The organism is Mesorhizobium sp. M0136, assembly GCF_040322515.1.
In the GTDB taxonomy this organism is placed as follows: Bacteria; Pseudomonadota; Alphaproteobacteria; order Rhizobiales; family Rhizobiaceae; genus Mesorhizobium.
In genome coordinates this window covers 1-24798 of sequence record NZ_JAMYTP010000038.1, presented here as the reverse complement: position 1 = coordinate 24798, position 24798 = coordinate 1, and the positions used below count along the sequence as shown (strand labels likewise).

Genomic DNA, 24798 nt, shown 5'->3' with positions numbered 1-24798 from the left:
TTCGGGCGCGAAGCGAAAGCGGAATGTGCCGAGGGCAGGCCGATTGGTCGCTTCAAAGCCAGAAAATCTGTTCCCGATTAACAGTTGGAACGAGTCTGGAACGAATCAGCGACGAATCACTGACTCTCGCCGATTCAGGTTTTGTTCACGGCTACATCTGGGTTTTCTGCCGGCATACCTCACCACATGCTGAATCACGGGAACTGGCCCGATTCATGCAAGCGGCATCCAGGCGAGCACCATGGTTAACCTTTGCCGGTGAATGGTCGTGGGTGGCCAATCTGCTTCGCACAACATTATGAAATTATTGATGTTTCCTAACGCGCCTTAATCATTTCGAGGGAGTTTTCAGCTCTCGTCGTTAACGTTCCGCTCAAAGCCGGAACGAATCGGCGACGAATCAGAGATAGCCGAAGTTTCTTGGTTTGTTCACCGCAACATGTTGTGTTGTGAACAGCTTCTCCACCGAGAATCCACAGGCAGCCGGGCGGTTTTTGCACAGGCTGCGCAGCGGCCATTAACCTTTGCGTGCTGGTTCGGCACACACCGGCGTCATGGCCATCGGTCGGCGCACTTGCCGCATGAGGCTCAGACTCGGCCCCACGCTGAACGGCTTGTTCAAGGCACATCCTCTCCGACGGCATAGCGCTGCAATGTAGGGCCGACGGTCTGGATGATTTCGTCGTGAGACAGGGCGACGACCGGTGGTAGGCGCAGCAGGTAACGGCACATCGCCAAACCCAGCAGCTGGCTGGAAATGAGCCCGGCCCGCCGGCCCGCATCGGCGGGATCAGCGACCGCCGCAACCAGTGGCCTCACCTGGTTGGCAAATACATCGCGCAACTTTTCGGCGGCGAATTCGTTCGACGTCGCCGACCGCAGCAGAATTGCCATGCCGGTACCGTTGGCCGGATATTCCCAGATTTCGAGAAATCGCCTGATCAGTGTCTTGCCGATGGCGGTTCGATCGATCACCCGCAGTGCCGGCAATTTCAGGTCGACGACCGCCGCTCTGGCGAATAGCTCGTCCTTGCTGCGGAAATAGCGGATCACCATGGCCGGATCGATCGAGGCATGGGCGGCGACGTCGCGGATGGAGGCGCCGTCATAGCCGTGCTTGGCGAACAGCAGCCTCGCGGCTTCGAGGATCTGGGCGCGGGTGCGGTCCGACTTGCTGGTTTTCTTCTGCTGATTCTCGCTCATGAAATCCATATGCCAACGGCTGTTGACAAATGCAATGGCTTCGGCTAGAAAGTCAACATGTGTTGATAAATGGAGAGCGAAAATGTTGCCTGATGCAACGGAAGTCCTGATTATCGGCGCCGGCCCGACCGGCTTGGCGCTGTCCATCGTGCTGCACCAGGCCGGGGTCGACCATATTCTGATCGACAGGCTTGGGGAGGGCCTTCAGACCTCGCGGGCCGGCGTCATCCACGCTCATACGCTGGAAGCGCTGGAGCCGCTGGGCGTCACGCAGCGGCTGAGCGAACTTGCCCTGAAGCTGCATAATTTCGCCATCCGCGACCGCAACCGGACACTGCTCAAGCTCGATTTCGGAAAGCTTCCGTCGAGGCATCCCTATCTGATGATGCTGCCTCAGAATCTCACCGAGCAGGTGTTTGCTGAGCGGATTACGGCCCTGGGCGGCGTGATCCACCGCATGGTCGAGGCCAAAGCGGTGGTTCAGGACACTGACGGTGCGCGCGTGACGGTGGTCGAAAACGGCCGCGAGAAGATCATATCGACACATTACGTCGTTGGCGGCGACGGCATGCACAGCCTGGTGCGCAACTCGGCCAGCATCGAGTTCGACGGCGCGGCCTATGAGGCGTCGTTCGTTCTCGCCGACGTTCGTCTCGACTGGCCGGTTGGGCCAACCGAAGTGTCGCTGTTCTTTGCGCCAGCCGGACTGGTGGTGGTGGCGCCGCTCCCAGATGGATCGTACCGCGTCGTCGCGACAATGGACGATGCACCGGAAAAACCCGCAGTCGCAGACATACAGGTGCTGCTCGACAGCCGTGGACCGAGCAAAGAAAGAACCCGCGTGCTCGACCTGTCGTGGAGCTCGCGGTTTCGCGTGCATCACCGCCTGGTCCGGTCATACCGCAAGGGCCGGTTGTTCCTGATGGGCGATGCCGCGCACGTGCACAGTCCGGCGGGAGGGCAAGGCATGAATACCGGCATCGTCGACGCGGTCGTGCTTGGCCAATTGCTTGGCGACGTGGTGAACGGCGTGCGCCCCGAAGCGGAGCTCGAACTCTATGAAACGCTGCGACGCCCGGCAGCCCAAGAGGTGCTTGACCTGGCTGGCATGATGACCGTCATGGCGCTTACCCGCAGTCCGGTGAAGCGGTTCGTTCGCAACCTCGTACTATCGGTGCTGAACCTCACACCACTCCTGAAGCGCCGCATCGCATTGAAGCTGTCGGGCCTCAGTCGGGCGCCGCTTGCCCGTCTGCCGGCACCCGCGCGGGAGGCAGGTTCAATTACCCGAACCCAGCCTGAAGCCAGCCCAGCGCTGAAGCTTGCCGCGTGACAGCCCGGTTATCTGCCCGTACCTGCTGTCGGGCCGGTACGGGGGCATCCGCGACATCCCAAGCCTCAGCTGATGTACTGCCCGCCATTGGCTGATATGGTCGAGCCGGTGATGAAACCGGCGTCGTCGGACGCGAGGAAGACGACGCAGCGCGCGATCTCCTCCGGCTCGCCGAGACGGCCGACCGGGATGTGCGGGATGACACGCTCGTTGAGCACCTTCTCGTCCATCGCCTTGACCATCTCGGTGGCGATATAGCCGGGGCAGATGACGTTGACTGTGATGCCGGCGCGCGCGCCTTCCTGGGCCAGTGCCTTGGTGAAGCCGATGTCGCCGGCCTTCGAAGCCGAATAATTGACCTGGCCGACCTGGCCTTTCTGGCCGTTGATCGAGGAGATGGTGATGATGCGGCCGAACTTGCGGTCGCGCATTCCACCCCACAACGGATGCGTCATGTTGAAGACGCCGGAAAGATTGGTGTCGAGGACCTCTTTCCATTGCTCGCGCGTCATCTTGTGGAACATCGCGTCGCGGGTGATGCCGGCATTGTTGACCAGCACCGAGACGGGACCGAGATCGGCCTCTATCTGTTTGATGCCGGCAGTGCAGGCTTCATAGTCGGCGACCGACCATTTATAGACCGGGATGCCGGTTGCTGCCTTGAACTTTGCCGCCGCATCCTCATTGCCCGCGTAGTTCGCGGCCACCGAATAGCCGGCGCTTTTCAAGGCGACCGATATCGCCGCGCCGATGCCGCGCGACCCGCCTGTGACGATTGCAACCTTTGTCATGTGTCCTCCCGGGAAATGCAGATGACTGCGCGTTGAAGCGGTGGGGTTTGCCCTCTATTCCCTACTCGCTTTGCGCCAGTATCCTACTCGTATCGCCTATCTCATCACAATGCTTCCACGCACATGGCAACGCCCATACCGCCGCCGATGCACAGCGTGGCAAGACCTTTCTTGGCACTTCTGCGGCGCATCTCGTAGACCAGCGTGTTGAAAATGCGGGCGCCCGAGGCGCCGACCGGATGGCCGATGGCGATGGCGCCGCCATTGACGTTGACGATCGACGGGTCCCAGCCCATGTCCTTGTTGACGGCGCAGGCCTGCGCGGCGAAGGCCTCGTTGGCTTCGACCAAATCGAGGTCGCCGACCGACCAGCCGGCCTTGGCCAGCGCCTTGCGCGAGGAGGGGATCGGTCCCGTCCCCATGATTTGCGGGTCGACGCCGGCGGTCGCCCAGGAAACGATACGCACCAGAGGTGTGATGCCGCGCCTTGCGGCTTCCGCTTCGGTCATCAGCACCACGGCTGCGGCGCCGTCGTTGATGCCCGAGGCATTGGCTGCTGTTACCGTGCCTTCCTTGTCGAACGCCGGCTTGAGTTTGGTCATGGCATCGATTGTGGCGCCGTGGCGGATGTATTCATCCTGGTCGACGACGGTGTCGCCCTTCCTGCCCTTGACTGTGAAGGCAACGATCTCGTCCTTGAATTTTCCGGCTTTCTGCGCGGCCTCGGCCTTGTTCTGGGAAGCCAGTGCGAACTGGTCCTGGTCGTCGCGGGTAATCTGGAACTGGCGAGCGACGTTCTCCGCGGTGTTGCCCATATGATAGCCGTAGAAGGCATCGGTCAGGCCGTCCTTGATCATGGTGTCGATCAGCTTGAAGTCGCCCATCTTGACGCCACCGCGCAGATGTTGCGCATGCGGAGCCATCGACATCGATTCCTGGCCGCCGGCAACGATGATCCTCGCGTCGCCCTGGGCGATCTGTTGCATGCCGAGCGCGATGGCCCGCAAGCCCGAGCCACAAAGCTGGTTCAGGCCCCAGGAGGTAGCCTCCTGCGGCACGCCGGCGGCCATAGCCGCCTGCCGCGCCGGGTTCTGCCCTTGGGCCGCGGTCAGGATCTGGCCGAGAATGACCTCGTCCACCTCCTTGCCCTCGACGCCGGCACGGACAAGCGCTTCCCTGACGGCGACCGCACCCAATTCATGGGCTGGCGTGTTGGCGAAGGCGCCGTTGAAGGAGCCGACAGGCGTGCGCGCTGCACTGGCGACAACGATGGCGTTGGAAGCGGACATGTTCTTCTCCAGGCTTTCGGGGAACGATTTCGGGTGCCGTCGGGGACTTTTCTTGCCCTTTCCACAACCCGAGTCAAACCCGAAATGGGCATGGCGTCCGACTGCCGCAAGCAGCCCGCCCGTCGCTGCAACGGCGGCCCGTCCGTGCTGCGCAGCATAAAATGTTCCCGCACTGCACAAACTGCTTGGATTCATGACACTTTTGCGCATATCCTTTAAAAAGGCGCAATCGTTACCGGCGGCTTACTTAAGCTGCCCGGTGTCCGGGGAGGATGCAGATGGCCGCAAAAGACGAACCTATTGTTATCAAGAAATATGCCAATCGCCGTCTCTACAATACGGGCACCAGCACCTATGTGACGCTCGAGGATCTCGCTGAAATGGTCAAAAAAGGCGAGGACTTTACTGTCCAGGACGCCAAGACCGGTGACGACATCACGCATCCGGTGCTGACCCAGATCATCTTCGAGCTGGAGAACAAGGACGGGCAGAACATGCTGCCGATCCCGTTCCTCCGTCAGCTCATCGCCTATTACGGCGACCAGATGCAGATGATCGTGCCGAGCTTTCTCGAGCAGTCGATGCTGGCCTTCTCTAAGGAGCAGGAACGCTTTCGCGAGCAGATGAAAGATGCGCTCGGCAAGTCGCCGATGGACATGATGAAGATCGCCACGCCGATCAAGGTGCTGGAGGAGCAGGCGCGGCGCAACATGGAAATGTTCCAGAACGCCATGCGGCTGTTCACACCGTTCCCGCCTGCGGGCTCTGCGCCGGCAGCAGCGCCGGCCGAACCGGCCAGGAAGGAAACACCGGAAAAACCCGACGACCTTCAGGAACTGAAGGAGCAGATCGCCGCGATGCAGCGCAAGCTCGACACGATGTCCTGATTGCCGGCTGGCGAAGTGCCGGCCGAAACTTCCTTCAGCAGACCGTGTGATAAAACATCTTCGTCTCGAAAGGCGGAGATGTCATCCATGTTATGCCTCGTGGCATGCTCTATTTCGTGGTCACCGTCACCAGAGCGGTAACAGGTTTGCCGTCTACTAGAATGGGCCGGTGATGATCATCGGCAAGAAGCACGCCGATTACGTGTCTGCCGGCGGCATTCGGGCAATGGCCGAAACGGGCCTTGATAAGGTCACCGCCAAAGTCGCTGTTCATGCTGTTGTACGGCTTGCCGGGGATGTTGCAGGTGTCTCCGTCGGGATCGATCTTCATATGCACGTGGCCGCATTGGCTGATTTCCCCACACTCACCCGCAGGGAGCAGCCTGAAGTTGCTCCTGACGACGACGCCTATCGCCTTCTCAGGAGCATTGCCCAGTTCGACAACTGAACCGGCGGTCGGCCAGGCGATTTCCAGGGTGGGCCGATCCTCGGCCTCGGCAGACACGAGCGACAATAAGGAGAAAGCGAGGGCAGTCGTTGCGGTGATGCGAAACATGGTAACCTCCGTTGCGATGTAAACATTGATTACATACGCAGGGCTCGAACGCAAGGGAAATAATCAGTGTTTACATTCCGCTCTCGTGCTATTTGGCTGAGATGACCAAGACAACTGATTCCGACGAAGCCGGACATGCCAAGCGATACCATCACGGCAATCTTGTCGAGGCCTTGATCACGGCAACCGTGGAGATCATCGAGGAACGGGGAGCCGAGCATGTCTCCGTACGCGAAGCCGCAAAACGTGCTGGCGTTTCACCCGGCGCACCATTCCGGCATTTTCGATCGAAAACAGCGTTGCTAACCGCGGTCGCCGAACAAGCCATGGATCGGCTGACAGAGGCTGTTGCCAAGGCGCAGTCGAAAATCGGCAGCGCAGATCCCATTGAGGCTTTCGAAGCAATCGGACAAGGCTATCTGGAATGGGCAATTACCAACCCCACGCATTTCCAGATCATCAGTTCCAGAACACTAATTGATTTTGAAGCGTCGGACAGCCTTCGTCATCAGAATGAGGCTATTCGGCGGAGGATGATCGACTTGCTGACGCAAGCGCAACAACACGGTCGGCTTGCTCCCGACATCGACTTTGATCATCTTGTGCTTGCCGCGCGTGCACTCGTGTATGGGTTGGCACGCATGGCGCTCGATGGTCATTTCCGGGAATGGCATCCGTCCGAGCCGCCAGCCCTGGCCGCGCAGCGGGCTCTCCGACTTTTCATGAGCCGTATGACCATTCTATCTAAAGCTTAAATCCGCCAGCACCCAAAAAAGGGCCCGGGATTGCGCCGCCAGCTAATGGAACTCCGGCAGCGGTCCCTGGTAGCGGGCGCGTGGCCGGATCAGGCCGTTGCTTGTCACCTGTTCCACGGCATGCGCGGCCCAGCCGACGCTGCGGCCGAGCGCAAACAGACGGAACGGCGCATCGGACGGCAAGCGGAGGCTGCGCGTCAGCGCAGCCAAGGCGAAATCGACGTTCGGGCGCATGCCCGTTGCCGCAAAGGCCGCATCGCAAAGCCGCAGCAGCCCATCATCGACATCGATAGCGGCCAGCAAAGGTTCGGCGCGCGGATCGCCTTCGGGATAAAGCGGATGGCCAAATCCGGGCAGTGGCATGTCGTGACCGAGCCAGCGTCCGACGGCCGCCTCCGGCCCCAATCTCTGCGCATCCTCACCCAATATCATGACGGCCTCCGCGGCGGCGCCATGGCGCGGACCGGAGAGCGTGGCGAGGCCGGCAAGCAGGCAGGCCGAAACAGGTGCGCCGGTGGACGCGGCGACCCGTGCGGCGAAGGTCGATGCGTTCAATTCGTGATCGGCCAACAGTACGAGCGAGCGGCGGATCAAGTCTGCGCCGGCCGCATCGAGCGACCATCCCCGCGCCAGCCTTTCGTGCACGGCACCGGTTCCGGGAATCGCGCCGAGCGCCTGGGCCAGGGCGGCGATGGCGCCGGCCGCATCGTGGTTGAGCGAAGCTGATCGGCGGCCGAGCGAAGGCCGGCCCTTGGCCGCCAACGCGGCCAATTCCACGAAGGCGGCTGGCCGGCCAGTTGCGCCGTTGCCGTGGCGGCTCGCCGAGACAAACGACACTGGTGCGTCAGATGCCCAAAGCAGGTTTGCCGTCTGCTCCAGTGTGGCAGCCTCGCAGAGTGCAACCGCATCCTGGCCGCGATAGACGAGGCGGCCGTGCAAAACGGTCGAGATCGTGGTGGCGATCGCCGGCTCACCCCAGGCAATTGCACTTTCGGCGATGGCCTGGGGATTTCGGCCGCGCGCCCGGCGGCTCGCCAGCGCCGCGATGTCGTCGGCGCGATACTGGCTACGGCGTGGATCCGCCCGGTCCGGCCGCATGCCGATGCGCCCGCGGCTGACATAGGCATAGAGCGTCTGGGCGCGCACCTTGAGACGCTCCAGGGCCTCGTCCCGCGTCAGCCACTCCGTCATGTCAGTCCTGTCATGTTGATTCTGTTGATCAAGATTGATGATCCAGTCGCCAACCCTTATTTACCGCGCGGAAAGGGTCAAGGAGAAAACCAATGGCGAATGGGCTCGATGATGTGGTGGCGGCGGAAACGGTGCTCTCCGATGTTGACGGTCTTGGCGGCCGCCTGACCATCCGGGGCCATTCGTTGCCCGAACTGGCAGGCCGCTGGAAATACGCCGAGGTGGTCCATCTGCTGTTCGACGGCTTTTTCGACGATCTTCCCGGCGACAAGGAACTGGCGAACGCGATCGGTCGGGCGCGCAGCGAAGTGTTCGAGCAGATCGAACCCTTGCTGCCGTTTCTCGCATCCCTCGATATCTTCAGCGCGATGCGCGCCGGCATTGCGCTGCTGCCGGACGGCGGCAAATTGCCGGACGCGCTGCGGCTGGTTGCGGCACCTGCCGTGCTGACGCCGGCCTTGCTGCGCTTGCAGCGCGGCGAAAGCCCGATTGCGCCTGATAGCAAGGCCGATCATGCCGCCGACATGCTGCGGATGCTGACTGGCATTGCGGCCTCGCCCAAATTGGCGAAGGCGCTCGATGCCTATCTCGTGACGGTTTGCGACCATGGCCTCAACGCATCGACCTTCGCCGCGCGCGTGGTCGCTTCGACGCAGGCCGGGCTTACTTCGGCGGTGCTGGCCGGGCTCGGAGCGCTCAAGGGGCCGCTGCATGGCGGCGCCCCAGGTCCGGTGATCGAGATGCTGGATGCGATCGAGGCGCATGGCGACGCCGCCGGCTGGCTGCGTGACGAGATCGGGCGCGGCCGCCGCATCATGGGCTTCGGGCATCGCATCTACCGCGTGCGCGATCCGCGTGCCGACGTGCTGAAAGCGGTGGTGCGGCAACTCGGCGCCAAGGGCGAAGCCGGCCACCGGCTGGCGTTTGCCGAGAGCGTGGAGCAAGCGGCGCTCGAAGTGCTTCGCATCGCCAAGCCGTCGCGCTCGCTCCAGACCAATGTCGAGTTCTTCACAGCACTTCTGCTGGAAGCGGCGGGCTTTCCGAAAGAGGCGTTCACCAATGTCTTTGCTGCCGGGCGCGTCGCCGGCTGGATTGCCCATGCGCGCGAGCAGCAGACGAGCGGACGGCTGATCCGGCCGCAGTCGCGCTATATCGGGCCGGTCCCAGACCTCGTCGCCTGAGGATTTTTCCCTCGCATACTTGCGGAAACCGGTCGCAATAGCCGGTGCCGGACACCTCTCTCGTCGAGATAAGAGAGGTCCTCATGACAAAAATTTCATGTCATTGCTCCACACATCCGCTGTTCTTGGATGGCAGAGAACCTATATGCTGCAGTGCAACATGGTTCCGCGGGAACCCACTTCAAAGGAATAGCCAGCCTTGACTACCAGAAAAACCGCCATCGTCACGGGTTCTACCTCGGGCATCGGCCTGGCCATTGCCCACGCGCTCGCGGCCGAAGGCTGCAACCTCGTCGTCAATTCCTTTTCCGATACCGCAGACGACCACGCCATCGCAGACGCGATCGCGAAGCACCACAAGGTGAGGACCGCCTATGTCAAAGCCGACATGTCAAAGCCGGCCGAGTGCCGGGCTTTGGTGGCGAAGGCAGCCGAGGCATTCGGCTCGGTCGACATCCTGATCAACAATGCCGGCATCCAGCATGTCGCGCCGGTGGAAAGCTTCCCGATCGAGAAGTGGGATGCGATCATCGCCATCAACCTGTCGTCGGCCTTCCATACCATCGCCGCCGCCATCCCGTTGATGAAACAGGCCGGTGGCGGCCGGATCGTCAACGTCGCCTCGGCCCACGGCTTGGTCGCGTCGCCGTTCAAGTCGGCCTACGTCTCGGCCAAGCATGGCATTATGGGCTTGACCAAGACTGTCGCCCTGGAGCTGGCGCGCGACAAGATCACCTGCAATGCCATTTGTCCGGGTTATGTGCTGACGCCGCTGGTCGAGGCGCAGATCCCCGACCAGATGAAGGCCAACAAGATGGACCGCGAGACGGTGGTCCGCGAGGTCATGCTCGAAAAGCAGCCGACCAAGGAGTTCGTTACCGTCGAGCAGGTTGCGGTGGCGGCAGTGTTCCTATGCTCGGATGCGGCGGCGCAGATCAACGGCACGCACATCTCTGTCGATGGCGGCTGGACCGCTCAGTGAGCCATCCAGCGGTGAAGGGCCACGCCATGCCGAAGAACGGCAAGGTGGAAGAGCCAAAGAAGATCAACATCGCGCTGCAAGGCGGCGGCTCGCACGGGGCGTTTTCCTGGGGCGTGCTCGATCGGCTGCTGGAGGACGGGCGCCTCGATATAACGGCGGTTTCGGGCACCAGCGCCGGCGCCATGAATGCCGTGGCGCTGGCCGACGGCTTTGTCCGCGGCGGCGTCGAGGGTGCGCGGCGGAAGCTCGACGATTTCTGGCGTGCGGTGGCGGCAAAGGGCCGCTTCAGCCCGGTGCAGCGCATGCCTTGGGACGTCGCCTGGGGCAATTGGTCGATCGAGAACACGCCCGGCTATTTCCTGTTCGATACGATGTCTCGGGTATTTTCGCCCTATGTCGCCAATCCGCTCGCCATCAATCCGCTGCGCGACGTGGTCGAACGTGAGATCGATTTCGACAATGTGCGCGCCTGCAAGTCGATTGAACTGTTCATTTCCGCTACCAATGTCGAGACCGGCCAGTTGCGGGTCTTCTCTGACGGCGAGATCGACCTCGACACGGTGATGGCGTCGGCCTGCTTGCCGCAATTGTTCCGTGCCGTCGAGATCAAGGGCGTGCCCTATTGGGATGGCGGTTATGGCGGCAACCCAGCACTGTTCCCGTTCTTCAAGACGGCGGCCACCGAGGACGTGCTTTTGGTTCAGATCAATCCGGTGGTCCGCGAGGGGACGCCGAAGAGCGCCAATGAGATTCAAAACCGCATCGACGAGATCACCTTCAATGCCGGGCTGTTGCGCGAATTCCGCTCGATCGCCTTCGTCAAGGAATTGATCGCCGCCGGCCGACTGCCGCACGGCGAATATCGCGACATACGCATGCACCGCATCGATGCCGACGAAGCGTTCAAGGATTTGTCGGCATCGTCCAAGGTCAATGCCGAATGGGCGTTCCTTGCTTATCTGCGCGACCTCGGCCGCACCGCGGCCAGTGACTGGCTGGAAGAAAACTACGACGCCGTCGGCAAGCGGCCGACGATCGATCTGTCCGGCGAGCTCGATGACGGCCTGAAGCCGGTACGCGGGCCCGCGCCGGGCCGGCGGGTCAAGGAGTTTCTTGCGGCGCACAAGCAGCCCGAGGCCGCCCGCCGTCCGGCCTAGAACGGTTAATCGTTTCGGAAACGCCGAACCGCTCTATCTTTTTCTTTTGTTTTGACGCAATTCCGGACGGAAACCGTTTCACACTTTTCCTGGAATTGCTCTTGCTCCTCCGCAAAGCAGATGACATCGCAATCTGTCCAATCATCCTGACACTTGCTGCCATACCGCTGTTTTGGCGATCAACAGCCGATGCTGCAGCCGCATCTTTGCGGACAAAGCAACAATCCATCAACTTTTCTGACTATATTGCGCCGCAACTTTGAGGTAGAAGCGCGCTTCGCCGATCACGGCAATTTGAATACGGCCTCGCGCGCACCCATATCGGCGACGCGCCCCAAGTAGAAGATGCGGCCTGGCCGAACCCCGCGCACTGGAAAAATAACGATGCCGAAATTCAGGTTTCACAAGCTTGCAGCCATTGTTGTGCTCATCGGTTTCGCCGGCTGGATGGCGACAGGCGAGTTCTCGTCCGTCGGCAGCGCGTCCGCCGACAACAAGCCCAAGGCAGGAGAGGTCGAGCAGCCCAAGACAGCCGACGCAGGCAAGCCCCAAACTGGCGAACAGGGGGCTGCCAAGCCGGGGACTGCCGAGGCGGAACAGCCCAAGGCGCCGTTACGTACGGTCGCGGTCATAACCCCGCCGCGGCGCACCTATGCACGCGCTATCCGCATTTCCGGACTGACCGAAGCCGACAAGCGCGCCGTCCTGGCGACACGCGTCGCCGGCGTCATCGACAAGCTGCCGGTCAAGCAGGGTCAGCACGTCAAGACCGGCGACCTGATCCTGATGCTTGCCGCCGAGGAAAAAATCTCGGCGGTCGACAATGCCAAGCAGCTTGTCGTGCAGCGTGAGGCAGAGCTGGCTGCTGCCCTGCGGCTGATGAAAACCGGCAATCTGCCCAAGTTGCAGCTCGATACAGCCCGCTCCAACCTGACGCTGGCCAAGTCGCAACTGGACGCAGCGCAAGCCGAACTCGACCGCAACGAGGTGAAGGCGCCCTTCGACGGCGTTATCGACCGGGTGCCGGTGGAGCTTGGCAGTTCCGTGATGCAGGGCGGCGAGGTGGCTACTATTCTCAGCCTCGACCCGGTGATTGCGCGCGGCGAGGTCAGCGAACGCGATCTCGGCTATCTGAAGATCGGTGACAAGGCGAATGTGCGTCTGGTCAGCGGCCAGAACGTCGAGGGCATCGTGCGCTACATCAGCCGGGATGCATCTTCGGCAACCCGTACCTTCCGGGTCGAAGTCGCCATCCCGAATGCAGATGGTTCCGTACCGGCCGGCATGACGGCCGAAATCGCGCTCAGCGCCCAGCCGACCGACGCCGTCATGCTGCCGCGCTCGGTGGTGACGCTCGGCGACAAGGGCGACCTCGGCATCCGCGCCGTCGACAAGGACGACAAGGTCGTGTTCTTCCCGATCGACCTGGTCGACGACACGCCGACCGGCCTGGTGCTCGGCGGCATTCCGGCCGACGCCCGCATCATCGTCGCCGGCCAGGAGCTGGTGAAGGAAGGCGAAGTGGTCAAGCCGGTCGAAGCGGACCAGGCGACCATCCAAAAGCTGTTGGGCGAAGCGACGACCGGGACGCAGTAATCATGGACATCGTCAAACTTGCAATCAGCAATGCCCGGCTGACCATTTCGGTCCTGGTCTTTCTCATCCTTGCCGGTGCGGTTGCTTACCAGTCGACGCCGAAGGAAGCGGAACCGGACGTTCCGATTCCGATGATGTATGTCAGCCTGATCTACCAGGGCATCTCGCCGGAAGATTCCGAGCGCCTCTTGCTGCGGCCGATGGAAGCCAAGCTGAAGAGCCTGAAGGGCCTCAAGGAGATGCGCTCGGCCGCCTTCCAGGGCGGCGGTTATGTGCTGGTCGAATTCCAGCCACAGACGGATCTCGCCACCGCGCTGCAGGACACGCGCAGCAAGGTGCAGGACGGCAAGGCCGACCTGCCGCAAGCGGCCGAGGAGCCCGTGGTCTCAGAGGTCAACATCTCCGAGTTCCCCGTCCTGGTCGTGACGCTGTCGGGCGAGGTGCCCGAGCGCGTGCTGACGGCGGCGGCGCGCGAGTTGCGCGACCGCATCGAGGAAGTGCCTGGCGTGCTCGAGGGCTCGCTGCAGGGTGCGCGCGACGACCTCGTCGAAGTGGTCATCGATCCGATGAAGCTGTCTTCCTACGGGCTGCAGCTCGACCAGTTGATCGGTGCGGTCGGCGCTTCCAACAGTCTTGTCGCCGCCGGCAATATCGAAGGGTCCGAGGGCAAATACGCAGTCAAGGTGCCGTCGCTTATCGAGACGCCAGAGGATGTGGCGGCGCTTCCGGTCGTCGCCGGACCCAATGCCGTGGTGCAGGCCAAGGATATCGCCACCATCCGCTCGACCTTCAAGGACGCCGAGACGGTTACCCGCCTCGACGGCAAGCCGGCGATTGCCATCGAGGTGAAGAAGCGCATCGGCTCCAACCTGATCGATACGATTGGCAAGGTCAGGGAGGTGTCCGACGCCTTCATCAAGACGATGCCGGAGGGCATGCACGTCACCTACACGCAAGACAAGTCCGTTTTCGTGAACCAGTTGCTCGGCGACCTGCAGAACCACGTGATGATCGCCGTCATCCTGGTGTTCATCGTTATCCTCTACGCGCTGTCCGGCCGTGCCTCGCTGCTGATCGGATTGGCCATCCCCTCGTCCTTCCTGATCGGCATCCTGTTGTTGGCGATGATGGGCTACACGATCAACATGATCGTGCTGTTCAGCCTCATCCTCGCGGTCGGCATGCTGGTCGACGACGCCATCATCGTCACAGAATTCGCCGAGCGTCGCATGAGCGAGGGCATGCCGAAGCAAGAGGCGTTCGCGCTTGCCGCCAAGCGCATGGCCGGCCCGGTCATCGCGGCGACGATGACGCGCATTGCCGCCTTCTCGCCGCTGTTGTTCTGGCCGGGCATCATCGGCGACTTCATGAAATATATGCCGATCACGCTGATCGTGACGCTCTCGGCCTCGATGCTCTATGCGCTGGTTTTCGCGCCGACGCTGGGCGCGATATTTGCCAAGGCGCCGGCCCATCACCCCGACGACAATCGCGACGGCTGGTACATGGCCGTGGTCAAGCAGGCGGTGCACTATCCCATCACCGTGCTTGTCCTCACTGTGGCGCTGTTGTTCGGCGTCGGCTACGCCTATTCGAAATTCGGCGCCGGCGTCGAATTCTTCCCGAATGTCGAACCTGACTACGGCCTGCTCTATGTCCACGCCCGCGGCAATCTTTCGCTTGCCGAAATGGATGCGGCCACCAAGACGGCAGAAAATCGGCTGCTCGGTTGGCCGGGCGTGAAGTCCGTCTATACGCGTGTAGGCAAGACGCAGGGCGGCGGCCAGGACGTTCCGGAAGACGTGGTCGGCGTGATCCAGTACGAATTCGTCGACTGGCGCGAGCGCAAATCGGCGAACTCAATTCTGGACGAACTGCGCGGCGTGATGGCCGGCATTCCCGGTGTCGACGTCGAGGTTCGCGTGCCGGAAGCCGGCCCGCCCACCGGCAAGCCGATCCAGATCAGGCTTTCGGCCGTCGATCCGAAGGGCCTTGACGACAAGGCCCGCGCCGTCGCCGCGCGCATTGCCAAGGTGCCCGGCGTCATCGATATTTCCGATGGTCTGGCGCCGCCCGGGGTCGACTGGGCGCTCGAGGTCGATCGCGCAAAGGCGGCGCAGTACGGCATCAGTCCGACCGCGGTCGGGACGGTCGTGCAATTGGTGACCAACGGGCTGAAGCTCAGCGAGTACCGGCCCGCCGGCGCCGACGATGCGGTGGACATCAGGCTGCGCCTGCCCGAGGATCGGCGCACGCTGTCGACGCTCGACGAACTCAGGGTGCAGACCGCGCAAGGCTCGGTGCCGATCTCGAACTTCGTCGTGCGCAAGCCGGAGCCGACGGTCGGTATCCTCAACCGCATCGACGGCGCGCGCACGGTGGTCGTCCAGGCCAACGTCGCTGCCGGCGCCCAGGTGGCTGCCGTCCAGCAGGAGGTCACCAAAGCTGTCGCCGACATGAACCTCGGCAGCGGCATTCGCTGGAAGCTTGCCGGTTCGAATGAGGACAGTGCGGAGGCTGGTGCCTTCCTCAGCAAAGCCTTCGGTGCGGCGATCTTCCTGATCTTCATCGTGCTTCTGGCGCAGTTCAACAAGTTCACCAGCGTCTGGCTGGTGCTGTCCTGCGTGGTCATGGCGACGATCGGCGTGTTCCTGGGGCTGCTGCTGACGGGAGAGGCATTTGGCATCGTCATGTCGGGCATCGGTGTCATTGCGCTGGCCGGCGTAGTGGTGAACAACAACATCGTGCTGATCGACACCTATGACCGGTTGCGCGAAGAGGGCTGGGACAAATACGAAGCCGTTCTGCAGACCTGCCGCGAACGTGCCCGCCCGGTGGTGCTGACGGCAGTGTCGGCGATCCTCGGCGTGCTGCCGATCGCTTTCGGCCTCGGCCTCGAAATCTTCCACCACGAGACGACGATCAACGCGCCGTCGACGCAATGGTGGATTTCGCTGTCTTCGGCTATCGTCTTCGGGCTGTCCTTCGCCACCGTGCTGACGCTGGTGGTGACGCCGTCGATGCTGATGGTGTTCACGCGCGCCAAGGTCAAACCCGGTGCGCGCCGTGGCTGGTTCAGTAGCCTGTTGGGGCGTCGCAAGGCCGACATCCCGTCGAAAGGCCTGGACGCCGATCTGGGCGCCGAGCCGGCGATCGCCTTCCCGAAGGCCGCCGAATAGAGTCCGATTGCTGCCCTGATCAAGCAAAGGCCGCCCGGGAACAATGGGCGGCCTTCTGCATTGTTTCGTCATTGCAACCTCAAAGCGAGGATTTTCTGATGACGATCAGCACCATTCTCATCATTATTCTTATTCTTATCCTGATCGGCGCGGTTCCGGCGTGGCCGCATTCTCGGTCCTGGGGTTACGGCCCATCGGGCATCGTCGGCGTCATCCTGATCGTTGTCTTGGTGCTGCTGTTGATGGGCCGGATCTGAGCGCAATCATTGGTCCGGACAAGCGGCGGATGACCGTCAGACCATCCGTCTTTTTCAACTTCCTTATTGGGCAGCTTGCTGCACCGGCTTGGTTGTGGCGACGCCGATATCCTCAAGCGCTTCCGATACTGCATCTTCCAGCGGCGTGTGCGGGATCGTACCGATAATGCCTTCCAGCCGGGCTGAAGCCAGCCGGTGCGGCTCGAAGCGGAGATAGGACATCGAAACGATCTCGCGCCACATCGCCACGAACGGGCTGCCGGCGCGCAGCACCCACCACGGCATCTTCGTCAGCTTCAGCGCGTGCCCGAGCGCCTTCTCCGCGGCCGCCTTGATGTCCAGATCGGTCACCGCATGGCCAGGAAAATTCAGCGCCTCGTATGAGCCGAGCTTGTCGAGATTGTCAGCCAGCCCGACGAAGGTCTTGGCCAGGTCGGGCAGATAGGCCCATTCATGCACGAGATCGACCGGTCCCGGTGCCGTATAGATACCCTTGGTCATCTTGGCGGCGACAACCAGATCGAACCACGATCCGCTGCCGGTGCCGCCGAAGAAATCACCGGCGCGCAGCAGGATCGTGCGCACCCGACCCGCGTCCGCCTCGCGGCGAAACAGATCTTCCATGGCGACGCGGATGCGGCCCTTTTCCGTCGTCGGGCGAAACGGCGTGTCTTCGGCGATCACCGCCGGCATCGGCGAGCCGTAATTGTAGACGGTGCCCGGGAAGAGATGCAGTGCGCCGTTCGCCCGGCAGGCAGCCATGACGTTCTCCGCCATCGGCAGACACTTGCCCCAGTCGGTGTAGAGCGGGTTGAGGCCGTTGAAGATGATGTCGACGCCTTCGGTGGCGCGGATCAGCGCGTTGCGGTCGAGCGCGTCGCCGGCGATTGCCGTGGCGCCTTTGAGCTCGGCCGGCACCTTGCCGCCGCGGGTGACGGCGCGGACATCGTAGCCGGCATCGAGGAAGGCCTTGGCCACCGCACGGCCGAGCCGGCCGTTGGCGCCGAGAATTGCGATCTTGGTCATTGTTCGTCTCCGTGTTTGTGTTGCGACCCTGTTGTGGCCTCTTCGCAAGCGAATGAAAATTGACTAAGGCTGGCGTTCTGATATTCAATTTTGAATGGATATCGATTGGAACCTGATCAAGAGTTTCGTCACGGTGGCGGAGACCGGCAGCCTGTCTGCCGCCGCGCGAAAACTTGCCGCAAGCCAGCCGACGCTCGGCCGCCACATCGCCGAGCTGGAACAGGCGCTCGGCGTCACCCTGTTCCGGCGTGGGCGGCGTGGCTATGCGCTCACGGAAGCAGGCAGCACGCTCTTTGAACAGGGTCGCGCGGTGAGCGAGCAGGCGAGCGCCTTTTCGCTGCTGGCGCTGGGATCGGTCGAGGCGATAGAGGGTACGGTGCGCATTGCCGCCAGCGAAGTGGTGGCCGCCTATGTGCTGCCGGAAATGATGGCGAGGCTTGGTTTCGAGGAGCCGGGCATCGAGGTCGAGATCGTCGCCTCGAACCAGGTCGAGAATCTGCTGCGTCGCGATGCCGATATCGCCATTCGCATGGTCAAGCCGGCGCAGAATGAACTGGTCGCGCGCAAGGTGACCGACATTCCGCTCCGCGCCTGCGCGGCAAAATCCTATCTCGACCGGCGTGGCCGTCCGCGCGAGGCCCGGGATCTCGCCGGCCATGATCTGGTCGGCTTCGATCGCAGCGATGAGATCATTCGCGGCTTTGCCCAGTTCGGCGTCCCGCTCGCCCGCAATGCCTTCCGCTTCAGGACCGATAATCAGATCGTGCTGTGGGAAGCGGTGCGGTCGGGAAACGGCATCGGCTTTGGCCAGGAGCCGCTCGCCGACCGTGATCCGCTGGTCGAGACAGTGCTGCCGGGTCTCCCGCTGCCGACGCTGCCGGTGTGGCTCGCCATGCACCGCGACGTGCGTACAAGCGTCCGCATCCGCCGCGTCGCGGATTTCCTCTACGAAGAGCTCAAGCGCTATTCAGCCGGTGCTGGCTCGGCAGCAAATTCAGCGCGGTGAGCGAGGCCGGCCATCAACAGCACGACGATCAGCAGCCCGGACAGAGCGACGAAGATCGGGCCGAAGCTCGAGTGTTCGGCGATGAAGCCGATCGCCGACGGCGCCACCAGAATGCCTGAGTAACCCATTGTGGTGACGACGCTCATGCCGGTGCCGGACGCCATGCCCTCCTGGTTGCCGCCGGCCGAAAAGATGATCGGCACCATGTTGGCAATGCCGAGACCGCAAAAGGCGAAGGCGGCAATGGCGAGCCAGGGCGAGGGAGCCAGCCCGGCCACCAGCATGCCGGCAGCAGCGGCAAGAGCCGAGGCGCGCAACGTCGTAACGGCACCGAAACGGTTGCGGACGCCATCACCAAGGAAGCGCATGACGGCCATGACACCGGAAAAGGCGGCGTAGGCCAGGCCTGCGATGGCAAGATCGGCACCGAGCTCCTGCCTGAGATACAGCGCCGCCCAGTCGAGCACCGCACCTTCGGAGATCATCGTCAGCAGCGCCATCAGCCCAACCAGATAAACCAGCGGGTTTGCCGGCAGCGCGAATTTGTGGTGCTCGGCGACTGGGTGCTTGTCCTCGGCGATCAGGTAGCGGATCGCTACGGCGATGACGGCAAAGGCAAGAGCCGTCACCACCGTCGCATGCGCGAGGTGACCGTAGTTCTGGATGGCGAAACCGCCCAAGGCGCCCCCAGCGAAACCGCCAAGGCTCCAGAAGCCGTGCGAGGACGACATAATGGCACGGGACAGCCGCCGTTCGACTGCCACTGCGTTGGCATTCATGGCGACGTCCATGCCGCCGATCGAACCGCCGAAGATGAACATGGCGATTGCCGCCAAGGGCACGTTGGGGGCCAGAGCCACAACCAACAGGCCGGAGCTGCCGGCAAGTCCGAACCAGCGCAGCACAGTGCGCGAGCCATGCTTCGAGATCAGATGGCCGCACCAGGTCATGGCGGTTACGGCCCCGGCCCCGAACAACAGGATCAACAGGCCGAGCGTGAATTTGCTGATGTCCAGCCGGGTGAGGAACACCGGGATCTGCGGCGCCCAGCTCCCGGTCAGGAAGCCATTGGCGAGGAAGATGCCGGCCACTGCCCAGCGTCCACGAATCGCGGTCTGCGTCATTTTCTGCGCGTCCATCGGGTAGAATCCGGTCCGGAAATGGCTTCGCGCGGCAAATTAGATCGATTCAATTCACAGTCAAGCGCTCTTTGCCGAAAGTGCTTGGACCAGACGCGACGTCCTCTCGCGTCGGCCAACCATCTCGGCGGTCCACTCCGAAATCCTTACGGCTCGGGATAAGGCGCGCCATCCTTGTGCACAAACCGGCCATCAGCGTTGGTGCTCATCATGTCGATGTCGGAGCAGGTGGCGACGTCGTCGGGCCAGCGCGAACCGACTTCGAGATAGATCGCCATCGCGCCCGATTTATTGATCATGTGATGGCCGTTGCCTGATCCTTTCGGAAAGGCCGCGCAATCACCGGCGCGCAGCACCGTCTCGCCGGCATCTTCGACGAGCGTCAGCTCGCCTTCAAGCACGTAAACGAATTCGTCTTCGTGCGAATGCCAGTGGCGCTGGCTCGACCAGTTGCCCGGCGGCAGGCACATGAGATTGATACCGAAGTCGGTGAGCCCGCCTGCGTTGCCCAGCCGCTGCCGCACGCGTTCGGCACAGGGTGCATCGAACGGCGGTGGATAGGATGAGCCCTTGCGTCCGGGCACGTCGGCAACGTCAATCTTAGGCACGGCGTCCTCCCTAGTGATCCCTGGGGCGCCTTGCCTCGAACTCGGCCTTCTTGGCATCGGAGGCTTCGATCTGGTTCAGTGCCTGCCACTCGGCATAGGGCATGCCGTAGATGATCTCGCGCGACTGTTCCTTGCTGAGTTCGACACCCTCGGCCTGCGCCGCATCGCGGTACCAGTTGGACAGGCAGTTGCGGCAGAAGCCGGCGAGGTTCATCAGGTCGATGTTCTGCACGTCGGAACGCTCGCGCAGATGCGCAACCAGCCGGCGGAAGGCAGCGGCTTCGAAATCGCGCTTTTGTTCGTCGCTGAGTTCGGTCATGTCTTTGGCGTCCCTTGGGCCTTCCGTCACACCGGTCCGGTGCGCGAGCCGAATATTTTCACCGCATGTATATCGGCACGTCGATCGATCGCGTCAACGATCGGCGCCAGCCGTTCGGCCCAGTCGAGGGCACCCTTAAGGTCGGCGATCAGGTCCTGGCGGATCTCGAGCAGCGCATGGGCAAATCCGTTGACGATGGCGTGCCTGAACATGGTATCGCCGCGCAGTGCGCCGTCATAGGGTTCGTTGTCGCCGACGATGAGGCTCTTGTCCTTGGCGAGCATGTCGATCAGCGGCCGCGCAACGCGATCGTCGAGATCCCATAATATGCCGACGTGCCACGGCCGCACGAAGCCCTGCATGGTCGGTGTGAAGGAATGCACCGAAAAGATGAAAGGTGCCTGCGCGGACGCTTGCGCCACCGAGGCGATCATGGCGCCGACGGCATCATGATAGGGGCGGTAAAAGCGGTCCAGACGTCTTTCGCGTTCCTCCGGCGCCATGGGATAATTTCCCGGGATGATGGTGCCGTCATAGAGCTGGCGAATCAGCGTTGGATCGTCCTCGCCGCGATTGGGATCGATCAGCAGCCGTGAAAAATTGGCAAGCACCGCCGGAACGCCGAGCAGACTTGCGAGTTCGCGGGTTACAGTCTCGACGCCGATGTCGTAGGCGATATGGCGGTCGAACTCCGCCGCTGGCAGGCCAAGGCTGCCATATTCCTCCGGCAGGTCGCGGCGAGCGTGATCGGCCAAAAGCACCATGCCGCGCTTGCGGTCGCCTTCGACGATGTCGAAAGGCGCGAAAACTGTGGATCGGGTCATCGGCGGGAAAGGTCTGTTCGCGGGCTTCCTGGGAGGGTGGTATCGTCATTCCACGAAGAGAACGCTTGCGCAATGCCGTTGTTTAGCCACGGTTTCTGCAAAAAACTGAGCGGGGGCGACCGCAAGCGCGCCGGAGCCTTCTAAATCGATTGGAATTGGACAGATCGGCGCGTTGACATGCGTACGGACTTTTCCGAAAAGGGGCGTTGAGAGATGCAAATGTGGTTCTTGAGGGGTTTCAGGATGGGTTTCGCCGGCAGGCTGCGTGTGCGCCATGCCTTGGCCATGCCGCTCCTGATACCGGCAATGGGCCTTTTCGCGGTGATCACGGCCTCGCCGGCACGGGCCGATTTCCGGGTCTGCAACGCCACGCAGAACCTGGTAGGCGTCGGCATCGGCTATCGGGCCAAGGCCGGCTGGATCACCGAAGGCTGGTGGCACATCGAAGGATCGAGCTGCAAGACGCTGATCGAGGGACCGTTGTCATCAAGGTTTTACTATCTTTATGCAGAAGACGCCGAGCGCGGCGGACGCTGGGATGGCCCGATCAACATGTGCGTGGCCGAAAAAGAGTTCAAGATCGCCGGCGTTACCGACTGCGTCGCCCGGGGCTTTCAGCGCGCCGGATTTCAGGAATATGACACGGGCGAGCAGGCAAGCTGGATGGTCCAGCTGACTGACGAGCCCGCAACGGATGGCGCTGCAGCCGCCCCGGGAACAAACAGTCAATGAGACGCAGCCGCAAGGTCAAGATCCTCGCCACCATCGGTCCGGCCTCCTCGTCCGAGGAGATGCTGAAGAAGCTGTTCGAAGCCGGCGCCGACGTGTTCCGGATCAATATGAGCCACACCGACCATGAATTGATGCGGACGCTTGTCGGCCGCATTCGTGCCGTCGAGGAGGTGGTCGGCCGGCCGATCGGCGTTCTCGCCGACCTGCAAGGGCCAAAGCTGCGCGTCGGTAAGTTCGCCAACGGCAAAGAAGTGCTGACCGTCGGCCAGACCTTCACGCTCGACGACAATCCCGAGCCCGGCAATTCGAAGAGGGTCTACCTGCCGCATCCCGAAATCCTGCGTTCGGTCGAGGCCGGTCATCGCCTGCTGATCGACGACGGCAAGCTCGAGCTCAAGGCGGTCAGCAGCAACGGCCAGGCGATCGTCTGCACCGTCGTCGCCGGCACCACCATTTCCGACAAGAAGGGCGTCAGCCTGCCCGACACCGACCTGCCGGTCGGGGCGCTGACGGAAAAGGACCGCCGGGATCTTGACGCGGTTCTGGCGACCGGCGTCGACTGGGTGGCGCTGTCCTTCGTGCAGCGGCCCGAGGACCTGGCCGAAGCGCGCAAGATCGCGCGCGGCCGGGCGCTGATCATGGCCAAGATCGAAAAGCCGCAGGCCGTCGCCCGGCTGGCCGAGATCATCGAGCTTTCGGATGCGCTGATGGTCGCCCGCGGCGATCTCGGCGTCGAGATGCCGCTCGAAGCCGTGCCTGGCATTCAGAAGCAGATCACCCGCGCCGCCCGCCGCGCCGGCAAGCCTGTGGTGGTTGCCACGCAGATGCTGGAATCGATGATCACCGCGCCGGTGCCGACCCGCGCCGAAGTCTCGGACGTCTCGATCGCCGTGTTTGAAGGCGCCGACGCGATCATGCTTTCGGCGGAGTCCGCCGCCGGCGCCTACCCGGTCGAAGCGGTGGCGATGATGAACCGGATCGCCACCAAGGTCGAAACCGACCCGACCTACGCCGGCATCATCAACGCGCAGCGCTCGGAACCGGAAGCGACCGGCGCCGACGCCATTTCGCTTGCTGCCCGCGAGATCGCCGAGACGCTGAAGCTGTCGGCCATCATCACCTACACGGCCTCGGGTACAACCGGCCTGCGCGCCGCGCGTGAGCGGCCGCAAGTGCCGATCGTCGCATTGTCGCCGATCCTCAACACGGCGCGGCGGCTGTCGCTGTTGTGGGGCACGCATTGCGTCGTTTCTCCCGATGCCATCGACCTCGACGATATGGTCGATCGCGCCTGCCGCATCGCCTTCGACGAAGGTTTCGGCAAGCCCGGCGACCGCGTCATCATCACGGCCGGCGTTCCGCTCAGGACGCCCGGTTCGACCAACATGCTGCGCATCGCCTATGTCGGATCGGAAGTCGGACGCTAATGCCGGCGGCGGCCGGCTGCATGGCGCGTCGTAAACACGGCGCCAGCCCGGCGCATCGACGGCAGTCGGGTTAGGATCGACGCCGAACTCCGCCAGCTTGCATCGGCCTGCAGCCGGCGGTTCGAAGGTCCTGTTCGACTTGAGCTGGAAGTCAGTTAAGCTAATCTCTCCTGGGAGAAAGAGGAGGGTGATCCAATGTGGATGCGCACTGATCTTCTGGAACTCCTCGGCATTGAGCACCCGATAATCCAGGCGCCGATGAGCGGCGTCACCACACCGGAACTCGCGGCGGCGGTCAGCAATGCCGGGGCACTAGGCTCGCTCGGATGCGGCATTCTGCCTGCGGCGGCTATCCGCGAGCAGCTCACGGCGACACAGCACGCCACCAATCGTCCGGTCAACGTCAACTTCTTTGCGCACCCGGCGCCGGCACGCGATGATGCGGCTGCCCAAACTATGCGCGACCGCCTTCGCGGCTGCTATGAGGAGGTCGGCCTCGGACCGGTGCCCGAGCCGGGCGAGCCCTTCCCCACCTTCGATCGTGAGCGTCTCGAAATTGTGCTTGAGCTGCGCCCGAAGGTGGTCAGCTTCCACTTCGGCCTACCCGACACCGCAATTGTGCAGCAGTTGAAAGCGGCTGGCTGTACTGTCTTGTGTTCGGCTACCACCGTCTCGGAAGCGCGCCAGCTTGAGGCAGGAGGAGTGGACGCCATTATCGCCCAGGGATACGAGGCCGGTGGGCATCGCGGCACGTTCACTGGCGACCCTGCTATCGGCACAGCCGGCACCATGGCCCTCGTACCGCAGATTGTTGATGCCGTGCGGGTGCCTGTAATTGCCGCCGGCGGTATCTTCGACGGTCGCGGCATTGCTGCCAGCTTTGCACTTGGTGCATCTGGTGTGCAGATCGGCACGGCTTTCCTGGCCTGTCCTGAAGCCAATGTGCAGCCAGTTTATCGCGCAGCATTGCGCTCGGCCAACGACGAGAGCACGTCGGTGACTCGCTGCTTCACTGGCCGCCCAGCGCGCGTGGTGCGCAACCGGTTTGTGATGGAAATGGCTGGTGAGGAAGATGCTGCGCTGGCGTTTCCGCTACAGGCGAGTCTGGTCATGCCGCTTTCGATGGCGAAGGATGAAAGCAAGCGGGCTGACTTCTTGCCCATTTGGGCCGGGCAGGGCGTTGCGAAGCTGCGGCAGATGCCGGCCGCCGCGCTTGTGGAGAAACTCGTCACGGAAGCAAGCGGCGTAGATCGGGCCTATAGGGGAGTAGGGGAGTAGGGGAGTAGGGGAGTAGGGGAGTAGGGGAGTAGGGGAGTAGGGGACAAGGGTAGAAGAGCAGTAAGTGACAAGGGTAGCTCGT

Annotated in this window: 23 protein-coding genes; 13 read left to right on the top strand and 10 right to left on the bottom strand. The window is 62.6% G+C overall.

Translation table 11 applies throughout. From position 1 onward, the window contains the following. Nucleotides 1-618: 618 nt before the first annotated feature. A complete protein-coding gene (locus NKJ35_RS28850; protein ID WP_352650957.1) occupies nt 619-1350 on the bottom strand; it encodes a TetR/AcrR family transcriptional regulator in 732 nt (243 codons plus the stop codon). Between NKJ35_RS28850 and NKJ35_RS28845 the strand changes: the two genes are divergently transcribed. Further along, the gene (locus tag NKJ35_RS28845) at nt 1286-2536 is read left to right on the top strand and encodes an FAD-dependent monooxygenase (protein WP_352650955.1); all 1251 of its coding nucleotides are present in this window, start codon (nt 1286-1288) and stop codon (nt 2534-2536) included. The genes NKJ35_RS28850 and NKJ35_RS28845 overlap by 65 nt on opposite strands. A gap of 65 nt (nt 2537-2601) precedes the next feature. On the opposite strand, the gene phbB is transcribed toward NKJ35_RS28845, so the two are convergent. Both phbB and NKJ35_RS28835 read right to left on the bottom strand, forming a co-directional pair. After that, complete coding sequence (gene phbB, locus NKJ35_RS28840; protein WP_352504974.1) at nt 2602-3327, bottom strand: acetoacetyl-CoA reductase; 726 nt, start codon at nt 3325-3327, stop codon at nt 2602-2604. A gap of 104 nt (nt 3328-3431) precedes the next feature. Then, the gene (locus tag NKJ35_RS28835) at nt 3432-4616 is read right to left on the bottom strand and encodes an acetyl-CoA C-acetyltransferase (protein WP_352650953.1); all 1185 of its coding nucleotides are present in this window, start codon (nt 4614-4616) and stop codon (nt 3432-3434) included. A gap of 278 nt (nt 4617-4894) precedes the next feature. Between NKJ35_RS28835 and phaR the strand changes: the two genes are divergently transcribed. Next, complete coding sequence (gene phaR / locus NKJ35_RS28830) at nt 4895-5503, top strand: polyhydroxyalkanoate synthesis repressor PhaR (RefSeq protein ID WP_352650952.1); 609 nt, start codon at nt 4895-4897, stop codon at nt 5501-5503. Between the two features lie 109 nt (nt 5504-5612). On the opposite strand, the gene NKJ35_RS28825 is transcribed toward phaR, so the two are convergent. Beyond that, nucleotides 5613-6059: a hypothetical protein gene (locus NKJ35_RS28825; protein WP_352650951.1), complete on the bottom strand. Its 447-nt coding sequence runs from the start codon at nt 6057-6059 to the stop codon at nt 5613-5615. 101 nt (nt 6060-6160) lie between these two features. Between NKJ35_RS28825 and NKJ35_RS28820 the strand changes: the two genes are divergently transcribed. Continuing rightward, complete coding sequence (locus NKJ35_RS28820) at nt 6161-6814, top strand: TetR/AcrR family transcriptional regulator (protein WP_352650949.1); 654 nt, start codon at nt 6161-6163, stop codon at nt 6812-6814. Between the two features lie 42 nt (nt 6815-6856). Here NKJ35_RS28820 and NKJ35_RS28815 read toward each other — a convergent pair whose 3' ends face one another. Then, nucleotides 6857-8005 (bottom strand): citrate synthase, encoded by a 1149-nt coding sequence (locus tag NKJ35_RS28815; RefSeq protein WP_254816504.1) that lies wholly within the window; start codon nt 8003-8005, stop codon nt 6857-6859. A gap of 92 nt (nt 8006-8097) precedes the next feature. Between NKJ35_RS28815 and NKJ35_RS28810 the strand changes: the two genes are divergently transcribed. The 6 genes from NKJ35_RS28810 (at nt 8098) to NKJ35_RS28785 (ending at nt 16357) form a co-directional block, all read left to right on the top strand. Next, nucleotides 8098-9186: a citrate synthase/methylcitrate synthase gene (locus NKJ35_RS28810; RefSeq protein ID WP_352650947.1), complete on the top strand. Its 1089-nt coding sequence runs from the start codon at nt 8098-8100 to the stop codon at nt 9184-9186. Nucleotides 9187-9385: 199 nt separating this feature from the next. Then, nucleotides 9386-10168 carry a 3-hydroxybutyrate dehydrogenase gene (locus tag NKJ35_RS28805; protein WP_352650945.1) on the top strand — a complete coding sequence of 261 codons (783 nt, stop codon included), beginning with the start codon at nt 9386-9388 and terminating at the stop codon, nt 10166-10168. A gap of 26 nt (nt 10169-10194) precedes the next feature. Further along, nucleotides 10195-11325 carry a patatin-like phospholipase family protein gene (locus tag NKJ35_RS28800; RefSeq protein ID WP_352650967.1) on the top strand — a complete coding sequence of 377 codons (1131 nt, stop codon included), beginning with the start codon at nt 10195-10197 and terminating at the stop codon, nt 11323-11325. 384 nt (nt 11326-11709) lie between these two features. Further along, entirely contained in the window at nt 11710-12921 is a 1212-nt protein-coding gene (locus NKJ35_RS28795; RefSeq protein ID WP_352476139.1) for an efflux RND transporter periplasmic adaptor subunit, read from the top strand. Between the two features lie 2 nt (nt 12922-12923). Then, nucleotides 12924-16100: an efflux RND transporter permease subunit gene (locus tag NKJ35_RS28790; RefSeq protein ID WP_352476140.1), complete on the top strand. Its 3177-nt coding sequence runs from the start codon at nt 12924-12926 to the stop codon at nt 16098-16100. A 98-nt stretch (nt 16101-16198) separates the two neighbouring features. Continuing rightward, nucleotides 16199-16357, top strand: coding sequence for a DUF3309 family protein (locus tag NKJ35_RS28785; protein WP_023678456.1), 159 nt, complete (start codon nt 16199-16201; stop codon nt 16355-16357). Between the two features lie 63 nt (nt 16358-16420). Here the strand turns inward: NKJ35_RS28785 and NKJ35_RS28780 are convergent, their stop codons facing one another. Further along, nucleotides 16421-17383, bottom strand: a complete 963-nt coding sequence (locus NKJ35_RS28780) for an SDR family oxidoreductase (RefSeq protein ID WP_352650943.1) — start codon at nt 17381-17383, stop codon at nt 16421-16423. 94 nt (nt 17384-17477) lie between these two features. Between NKJ35_RS28780 and NKJ35_RS28775 the strand changes: the two genes are divergently transcribed. Beyond that, the gene (locus NKJ35_RS28775; protein ID WP_352650941.1) at nt 17478-18389 is read left to right on the top strand and encodes a LysR family transcriptional regulator; all 912 of its coding nucleotides are present in this window, start codon (nt 17478-17480) and stop codon (nt 18387-18389) included. On the opposite strand, the gene NKJ35_RS28770 is transcribed toward NKJ35_RS28775, so the two are convergent. From NKJ35_RS28770 to NKJ35_RS28755, 4 genes are all read right to left on the bottom strand, one after another. Next, nucleotides 18347-19528, bottom strand: a complete 1182-nt coding sequence (locus NKJ35_RS28770; protein ID WP_352650939.1) for an MFS transporter — start codon at nt 19526-19528, stop codon at nt 18347-18349. The genes NKJ35_RS28775 and NKJ35_RS28770 overlap by 43 nt on opposite strands. Before the next feature lie 146 nt (nt 19529-19674). Then, nucleotides 19675-20136: a cupin domain-containing protein gene (locus tag NKJ35_RS28765; RefSeq protein WP_352650937.1), complete on the bottom strand. Its 462-nt coding sequence runs from the start codon at nt 20134-20136 to the stop codon at nt 19675-19677. A 10-nt stretch (nt 20137-20146) separates the two neighbouring features. Continuing rightward, nucleotides 20147-20455, bottom strand: a complete 309-nt coding sequence (locus NKJ35_RS28760) for a DUF1244 domain-containing protein (protein ID WP_254816513.1) — start codon at nt 20453-20455, stop codon at nt 20147-20149. A gap of 26 nt (nt 20456-20481) precedes the next feature. Further along, nucleotides 20482-21279, bottom strand: a complete 798-nt coding sequence (locus NKJ35_RS28755) for an N-formylglutamate amidohydrolase (protein WP_254816514.1) — start codon at nt 21277-21279, stop codon at nt 20482-20484. 267 nt (nt 21280-21546) lie between these two features. On the opposite strand from NKJ35_RS28755, the gene NKJ35_RS28750 reads away from it, so the two are divergent. The 3 genes from NKJ35_RS28750 to NKJ35_RS28740 all read left to right on the top strand — a co-directional run bounded on the left by NKJ35_RS28750 (nt 21547) and on the right by NKJ35_RS28740 (nt 24716). Next, a complete protein-coding gene (locus NKJ35_RS28750; protein WP_502894192.1) occupies nt 21547-22011 on the top strand; it encodes a DUF1036 domain-containing protein in 465 nt (154 codons plus the stop codon). Continuing rightward, nucleotides 22008-23438 carry a pyruvate kinase gene (gene pyk, locus NKJ35_RS28745; protein WP_352650936.1) on the top strand — a complete coding sequence of 477 codons (1431 nt, stop codon included), beginning with the start codon at nt 22008-22010 and terminating at the stop codon, nt 23436-23438. Before NKJ35_RS28750 ends, pyk begins: the two co-directional genes overlap by 4 nt. Before the next feature lie 195 nt (nt 23439-23633). Beyond that, on the top strand, nt 23634-24716 hold the full coding sequence (locus tag NKJ35_RS28740) for an NAD(P)H-dependent flavin oxidoreductase (RefSeq protein ID WP_352650933.1): 1083 nt from the start codon (nt 23634-23636) through the stop codon (nt 24714-24716). Nucleotides 24717-24798 lie beyond the last annotated feature (82 nt).

Excerpts from the sequence above, each read along its gene's own strand:
- NKJ35_RS28770 (WP_352650939.1), bottom strand. The coding sequence starts at position 19,528 with ATGGACGCGCAGAAAATGACGCAGACCGCGATTCGTGGACGCTGGGCA.
- NKJ35_RS28850 (WP_352650957.1), bottom strand. The coding sequence starts at position 1,350 with ATGGACAGCGCCAAGCCGGTCGGGCCGGCGCCGATAATCAGGACTTCC.
- NKJ35_RS28785 (WP_023678456.1), top strand. The coding sequence starts at position 16,199 with ATGACGATCAGCACCATTCTCATCATTATTCTTATTCTTATCCTGATC.
- NKJ35_RS28775 (WP_352650941.1), top strand. The coding sequence starts at position 17,478 with ATGGATATCGATTGGAACCTGATCAAGAGTTTCGTCACGGTGGCGGAG.
- NKJ35_RS28790 (WP_352476140.1), top strand. The coding sequence starts at position 12,924 with ATGGACATCGTCAAACTTGCAATCAGCAATGCCCGGCTGACCATTTCG.
- phaR (WP_352650952.1), top strand. The coding sequence starts at position 4,895 with ATGGCCGCAAAAGACGAACCTATTGTTATCAAGAAATATGCCAATCGC.
- NKJ35_RS28825 (WP_352650951.1), bottom strand. The coding sequence starts at position 6,059 with ATGTTTCGCATCACCGCAACGACTGCCCTCGCTTTCTCCTTATTGTCG.
- NKJ35_RS28835 (WP_352650953.1), bottom strand. The coding sequence starts at position 4,616 with ATGTCCGCTTCCAACGCCATCGTTGTCGCCAGTGCAGCGCGCACGCCT.
- NKJ35_RS28845 (WP_352650955.1), top strand. The coding sequence starts at position 1,286 with ATGTTGCCTGATGCAACGGAAGTCCTGATTATCGGCGCCGGCCCGACC.
- NKJ35_RS28810 (WP_352650947.1), top strand. The coding sequence starts at position 8,098 with ATGGCGAATGGGCTCGATGATGTGGTGGCGGCGGAAACGGTGCTCTCC.
- NKJ35_RS28740 (WP_352650933.1), top strand. The coding sequence starts at position 23,634 with ATGTGGATGCGCACTGATCTTCTGGAACTCCTCGGCATTGAGCACCCG.
- NKJ35_RS28795 (WP_352476139.1), top strand. The coding sequence starts at position 11,710 with ATGCCGAAATTCAGGTTTCACAAGCTTGCAGCCATTGTTGTGCTCATC.
- phbB (WP_352504974.1), bottom strand. The coding sequence starts at position 3,327 with ATGACAAAGGTTGCAATCGTCACAGGCGGGTCGCGCGGCATCGGCGCG.
- NKJ35_RS28815 (WP_254816504.1), bottom strand. The coding sequence starts at position 8,005 with ATGACGGAGTGGCTGACGCGGGACGAGGCCCTGGAGCGTCTCAAGGTG.
- NKJ35_RS28780 (WP_352650943.1), bottom strand. The coding sequence starts at position 17,383 with ATGACCAAGATCGCAATTCTCGGCGCCAACGGCCGGCTCGGCCGTGCG.
- NKJ35_RS28755 (WP_254816514.1), bottom strand. The coding sequence starts at position 21,279 with ATGACCCGATCCACAGTTTTCGCGCCTTTCGACATCGTCGAAGGCGAC.
- NKJ35_RS28820 (WP_352650949.1), top strand. The coding sequence starts at position 6,161 with ATGACCAAGACAACTGATTCCGACGAAGCCGGACATGCCAAGCGATAC.
- NKJ35_RS28760 (WP_254816513.1), bottom strand. The coding sequence starts at position 20,455 with ATGACCGAACTCAGCGACGAACAAAAGCGCGATTTCGAAGCCGCTGCC.
- pyk (WP_352650936.1), top strand. The coding sequence starts at position 22,008 with ATGAGACGCAGCCGCAAGGTCAAGATCCTCGCCACCATCGGTCCGGCC.
- NKJ35_RS28800 (WP_352650967.1), top strand. The coding sequence starts at position 10,195 with ATGCCGAAGAACGGCAAGGTGGAAGAGCCAAAGAAGATCAACATCGCG.